The organism is Hahella ganghwensis DSM 17046, from assembly GCF_000376785.1.
Taxonomy (GTDB): Bacteria; Pseudomonadota; Gammaproteobacteria; order Pseudomonadales; family Oleiphilaceae; genus Hahella; species Hahella ganghwensis.
In genome coordinates this window covers 1-5,198 of record NZ_AQXX01000032.1, presented here as the reverse complement: position 1 = coordinate 5,198, position 5,198 = coordinate 1, and the positions used below count along the sequence as shown (strand labels likewise).

General features: G+C 43.6%; 9 protein-coding genes. All 9 read left to right on the top strand.

Annotated elements, in window-relative coordinates; genetic code table 11:
• A partial coding sequence (locus F566_RS36030; protein ID WP_020405025.1) for a transposase occupies positions 1-158 on the top strand: 158 nt, incomplete at its 5' end.
• A 142-nt stretch (positions 159-300) separates the two neighbouring features.
• A complete protein-coding gene (locus F566_RS0100535) occupies positions 301-690 on the top strand; it encodes a DUF4267 domain-containing protein (protein ID WP_020405024.1) in 390 nt (129 codons plus the stop codon).
• A gap of 878 nt (positions 691-1,568) precedes the next feature.
• A complete protein-coding gene (locus F566_RS0100530) occupies positions 1,569-1,907 on the top strand; it encodes a hypothetical protein (RefSeq protein WP_157496531.1) in 339 nt (112 codons plus the stop codon).
• 455 nt (positions 1,908-2,362) lie between these two features.
• A complete protein-coding gene (locus tag F566_RS0100520; RefSeq protein ID WP_020405021.1) occupies positions 2,363-2,782 on the top strand; it encodes a hypothetical protein in 420 nt (139 codons plus the stop codon).
• Positions 2,783-2,841: 59 nt separating this feature from the next.
• A complete protein-coding gene (locus F566_RS0100515) occupies positions 2,842-3,276 on the top strand; it encodes a hypothetical protein (protein ID WP_020405020.1) in 435 nt (144 codons plus the stop codon).
• A gap of 6 nt (positions 3,277-3,282) precedes the next feature.
• On the top strand, positions 3,283-3,585 hold the full coding sequence (locus F566_RS31415) for a hypothetical protein (protein ID WP_020405019.1): 303 nt from the start codon (positions 3,283-3,285) through the stop codon (positions 3,583-3,585).
• 77 nt (positions 3,586-3,662) lie between these two features.
• Entirely contained in the window at positions 3,663-4,088 is a 426-nt protein-coding gene (locus F566_RS0100505) for a hypothetical protein (RefSeq protein ID WP_020405018.1), read from the top strand.
• Positions 4,089-4,165: 77 nt separating this feature from the next.
• The gene (locus tag F566_RS0100500; RefSeq protein WP_020405017.1) at positions 4,166-4,501 is read left to right on the top strand and encodes a hypothetical protein; all 336 of its coding nucleotides are present in this window, start codon (positions 4,166-4,168) and stop codon (positions 4,499-4,501) included.
• Between the two features lie 98 nt (positions 4,502-4,599).
• A complete protein-coding gene (locus F566_RS0100495; RefSeq protein ID WP_020405016.1) occupies positions 4,600-5,013 on the top strand; it encodes an ankyrin repeat domain-containing protein in 414 nt (137 codons plus the stop codon).
• The last annotated feature ends 185 nt before the right edge of the window (positions 5,014-5,198 follow it).

Below are 5,198 nucleotides of genomic sequence, written 5' to 3'. Positions count from 1 at the left end.
GTATCCGGGCTAAAGTGGAACACCCGTTCAGATACATCAAGCAGGTGTTTGGTTACGACAAAGTCCGCTATCGAGGCTTGGCCAAGAACAAGAGCCGGCTCTATCTGTTGGCGGCCTTCAGCAATCTGCTGATGGCAAGGAAAGAGCTGCAGGTATAGGGGCAGTGAGCCCAGATGACGCCCCACAGGGGGGGAAGATCCAAAATGGCCGGAAAAACACTCTGAATATTCGGCCATATATCGTCGAGAGTTTGAATTACCTCAGAACCTTGGGGTTATTCAGACTCTCCCTAAAGTTAGGATGTTAGAAAATGTAGCTAGGGTATTGGTTTTTCTGATGGTCTTATTGCAGGGGTTTTATGCTATATATTCCTTTGCTGATCCAACAGGGTTCGCTGCGCTACGAGGTACCGATCTTGCCGTTTTTGAAGATAGCGATTGGGTGAGAATATATGGGTCAAGAACGCTCTTTGTCTCTCTGATCATTGGATATCTCTTATATATTAGGAATTATAAAATACTAATATATGGCGCACTATTTGGCACTGTTATGCCTATTACAGACGCATATTTGGCCTTTGAAGCCGAGGCGCAGAGTAAGGTTGTTATTAAGCATGTTGTAACTGTAGTCTATTTGTTGATTACAGCGATGGTGCTAAAAACGCTTGTTAATCAAAAAAATGTCGCCTAACAAGTTGCTGTTGCAGATAAACTGCGAAGTTGGGCGTTATGTAGCCAAAGTTGGATTCAGCCAATAATCGCAGCACTCACCCAATCCAGCCATATCGGTTTCTGCCCCAAAAAATACCTCTGCTAATGTTCTGTAGTTTAAACTTTTTCGTAGTTGCCTACTTTAGGCGTCACAAAAAACAGGGTTGTAGGGCTTGCCGCAATACCTCTCTATCTCGTTATGGGGGGGGGATTGAGTCGCTTCAGCCCTATAGGCTGTGTGGTCGCGCAATCTCTTATATTAGTACTTCGGTGATCTATGTCCGTGCAGGGAGTTTGGGGTGAGAACTCTGTACAGAACAGGCCTGAAATTTTTTCAGTTACATCAGAAGGGTGGGCATTAAATCCAAAAATATGGAGATGGCGTCGGAGTAGATGTCATTGGGGTTTGCTTCTATCCTATAAATACGTAACAAGGAAAGGTTAGGGATGTCCCTGCGGGGCTGCTCCAACTAAAAGTGTTATGCGCTGCCGAGAAATAAAATGAGAAACGAAGTTCCAAAGAAAATGTTTACCGCATGGGGGTTAAGAGATGATAAATGGCCGAGCATGCTGGTTGGGGGAGATGGTCCTCTAACGTACAATGACGGTACCGTCGACCCAGATTGCCAGAAGAAATTCTATGTAATTACGGCGTGTAACTTTGAGGAGGCAATGGCTATTTATCATTTGCGTCAAGGTTGGGATCCCTATCGTCCAGAAGGTAGGCCCACAGAATGTCCGGAATGTGGTGTTTTGTATTATTCAAAAGGGAGTGGTCAATGCTGGTCCTGCACACATCATAGTTAAAATCGCGTAACAAGAAAAATGCAGGTGATTTGGGATCGGGATCGAATAGATATGACTTGGCCAAAAAGAGGAACACGAAAAATAGTTATAGAGGGGGACGAGTTCCTTTGGCATTACGATGCTTGTTGTCCTTGGTGTAGCGACGACGTATTTACAGCTGGAAAATCAGGTAAGCCATTTGTTTTGTTTATAGATCCGTTTCCATATGCTGTAGAAATCGGCCCAGGTTATGTTACTAAGGCCATTAAATGGGCTCAATCTCAGGGTTGGTCTCCAGAAACCGGTGGTACCAAAGCAATGTCTATTGATAGTAACTCCCAAGAATTCTTTTGGCTAGATGAGGGAGAACGTCATGCAAAATGTATTGGCAAGGCACCTGAAAACGTATAACAAACTAAACAATGTCTCCTACGGGTTGAATCTCCGCTGCTGTGCAGCTTCACCCATTATTAGGGAAGTAATTACCAGATATGAATGTAAGCCATATCCTAAGCGTCGAGAAATTAAGAGACGGCGGTTCTCTTGTTATAAGCTTCCAGGCTGATGATTCATCTGAGTACTGGTTAATGCTCCCCATAAAGGTCAGCAATGGAACTTTCGGAGGTTATCTACCTCCGGTTCTCGTAAACAGGACCACGGATATTGAAGTAGGTCTGAGTTGGAGTGTTGCTAAATCATGGCTGCAACGACTTGAGTCGTACATGACTGAAGAAGATTATCAATTGTTTAACACTATTCGGAGCACAGTGCATGAAAACACTTAACAAGTGCATGTTGTTCGCCCGCTTCGTGGGCTGGAACCATCGCACTGCGTGCACCGGCCCCATATACAGGCGTTGAGCAATATGAATGTAGATCAAGCTAGAGAAGAGCTAAGTTTTCACAGTGGTAGAAATGGTAATACTGACGATCAGCGCTGGGAGCACGGTTTTCTAGGTAGCTTAAGGCCCTACAAAGGGATGGATGCAGTAGAGAAAAATTTCCATAAAGTAATTGAGTGTTTGAGGGTGTTGGCTCCAACGCTAAATAATTGTGAAGCAATCGATAGGAGCCTCGTGTCTGACATTTCTGGAATTCTATGCTTAGGTAAAGCTTGGGCTGTGCATGAAGATGGGATGCTCAGAAGTAATAAACTGGTATCAGGTCTAGAGGCAATGACTATTGATGCATGGCTTGATTGCATATCCTATGCTTGGATGATGTTACTCGACACCCAAGATGAGCTGCTTGCGTTTGAGTTCTACAATGAGCAATTTAAAAAGTAACAAGCCGCTGAAAAAGTGACAAAAAATAGACACTTTAGCGAAGTGTTATGGATCTTAATATGAATATTTCAATTCTGTTTGCCAATGAGGGGCTGACAACAAGTGTTATGGTAAGAGAATTACCGGACGGTTTCTTTAAACTTATGGAACATCCGATATTTTCGGAGTCAGCGAAGTACGGTGATGTCGTCGAACTCACTAGAACTAAATCTGATAAATATGAGTTCGTTCGGGTAGTTGAATCTTCGGAATACTTGATGGAAGACTTTGTACTACCTCTTGAGATCGCTGAATCGAATAAGCTTACCAGTATTCTAGATAAGCTCACCAATAGTGGAGGGTTTTGGCAGAGAGATTTTGGCGGATGGTTGGTTGTCTTTTACTTGGCGAACAAATATGACCCGAGGCGTGACATTAAATCAATCTATAACCATACGCAGCAGAAAGAAATGTGCGAAACACGCACATTATTCTGTGCTCGGTGTTATGTGTAGAAGTTTATGAGCATTCGGAAGCTAAGAAATCTACGCTTTCAGTGGTACAACTCTGTTAGCGAGGGGAGGCAGCTAGAGCTTTTTGCAGCTGATGAAGATGGCCGCCCTCTCAAGGGTATTCAATATCCTCTTCTGTCTATACTGGCCGATGAGCAGAGCGAGGAACTTCTTATTGAGTTCTCCACGTCAAAAGGTATTGTGCAAGTGCCTGTTTCTGAAGTTAAGGCAATAATTGAAGCAGCCTCTGGAGAGGTTCACTCTGAATCGTGGTATGAGAAAAATGTTTATAGCCGAGACGAAAACAAATAACCAAGACATGAAATCCGCGAACTTCGTGCGCCGGACTTCCTATCACTCGGCCGATTTTAGTAAGTGTTAGAGTAAAAATGAGAAATTCGCTTCTTATTATAATTATCGTTCTGTTGGGTGGTTGTTTCCCAATAAACAAGACCATTCAGCCTGAAACTAGAGTCTTGGTCACAGATGTTAATGGAAATCCCCTCCATGGAGCTGAGGTAAACCTCTATTCCGTAGCTAATCCTTATTCTCGCCTAGAAAACCACGTAATTGGCTATACCACGGAGAGCGGGTCTGTGAGGTTCGGAGAAATTGATGAATGGAGAATAGAATCGTTTGTTATCCATGGCATGGATATAATTCACTGGGATACATGTGTTTCGAAAGAAGGTTACAAAACGGAAGTCGTGGAATGGCAAAATATTTGGGAGGTGGGTGGTAATGTATCCTTGGTCATGCAAAAAGGTGAATCTGTTCCGTGCGAGCCTCCTGGAATTGTGTCTGAAAAACTCTAACAAGGGGCTGAAGCCGACCGGTACTCCGCTGCACTCCATGCTGGCGGCTTAGTCTAGGCGTTATATTTAATCTAGAAATGAACAACGAAGAGTCAATTGAAATAATCGAAAATGACGTGCTAGCTGTCGGAGTAAGCGGCTGGGACGGTGGATATTTCATGTGGCAAAGGGGGCTTACAGAAGAAACGGGCGCTAGCGATGGCATTTACTTCGAATTCGACGATCAGTCGAATGGAGGTTTTAATATTGTCAAAGAATGCACCATTACAAATGATGGAATGCATGTGCTACTAAGCAATAGGAGTCTTGCGCATTTATACTTTCCAAAAGGTTTCACTCGTTTTAAAGAGCTAAAAGACTCACTATTAAAAATGTATCAAGGTTCAGAGCATGTGTTGGCATTCAACATTTAACAAGGCTAGGCAACGCGCCCACTGCGTGGGCTGGACCTCCTTCAAGTCGGCCGTTGCTAGCGGCGTTAAGCACTCCGTAATACATCAAAGGACGATACGTGAATCCAGATAGAGAAGAAATTCTTGAGAAACTAGAAGAAATAGAATTCTGGCCAGATTTGAAAAAGCAGCTAGAGAATTATCTAGCATGCGCTATTGGACAAAAAGATATTGAGTCTATTAAGGCCTTACTTAAAGCAGGGGCAAATCCAAATCCAATAGATGATCTTGATGACCATCTTCACCATTTATTACACGAGTACCAAGTGGAGAAAACCACGAAAGGCGAATTAATCCTCAGTATAGTTGAGGCGCTACTTAAATATGGCGCAAATCCCAACAGAGTATGGAGCAACAATCTACGCGCATACGACTACGCAGTGTCATGGAATGTTGGTGCAATTGTAGAGCTTCTGGAAAACTACGGGGCTGACAAAGAGCTAAGAAAGCCAGTAAAGCGCTTAACAAAATAGGCATGAGCGCCAGCAAGCTGGCTGGACCTTAAAAGCCTTCGGCTTTTCCGGCCCATGCTGTGCAGGCGTTATATGAATTAAAGAAGGCTATTATTTAGTAAGCGTCCGGTAACCCCATCTTGAGCGCGCTACCAACTGACTGGATAGTGTCCACTTATTTTTTAGTGGACACTTGTTATGATTGT

Coding starts and splice junctions, on each gene's coding strand:
- F566_RS0100530 (WP_157496531.1), top strand. CDS start 1,569: ATGACTTGGCCAAAAAGAGGAACACGAAAAATAGTTATAGAGGGGGAC.
- F566_RS0100500 (WP_020405017.1), top strand. CDS start 4,166: ATGAACAACGAAGAGTCAATTGAAATAATCGAAAATGACGTGCTAGCT.
- F566_RS0100515 (WP_020405020.1), top strand. CDS start 2,842: ATGAATATTTCAATTCTGTTTGCCAATGAGGGGCTGACAACAAGTGTT.
- F566_RS31415 (WP_020405019.1), top strand. CDS start 3,283: ATGAGCATTCGGAAGCTAAGAAATCTACGCTTTCAGTGGTACAACTCT.
- F566_RS0100505 (WP_020405018.1), top strand. CDS start 3,663: ATGAGAAATTCGCTTCTTATTATAATTATCGTTCTGTTGGGTGGTTGT.
- F566_RS0100520 (WP_020405021.1), top strand. CDS start 2,363: ATGAATGTAGATCAAGCTAGAGAAGAGCTAAGTTTTCACAGTGGTAGA.
- F566_RS0100535 (WP_020405024.1), top strand. CDS start 301: ATGTTAGAAAATGTAGCTAGGGTATTGGTTTTTCTGATGGTCTTATTG.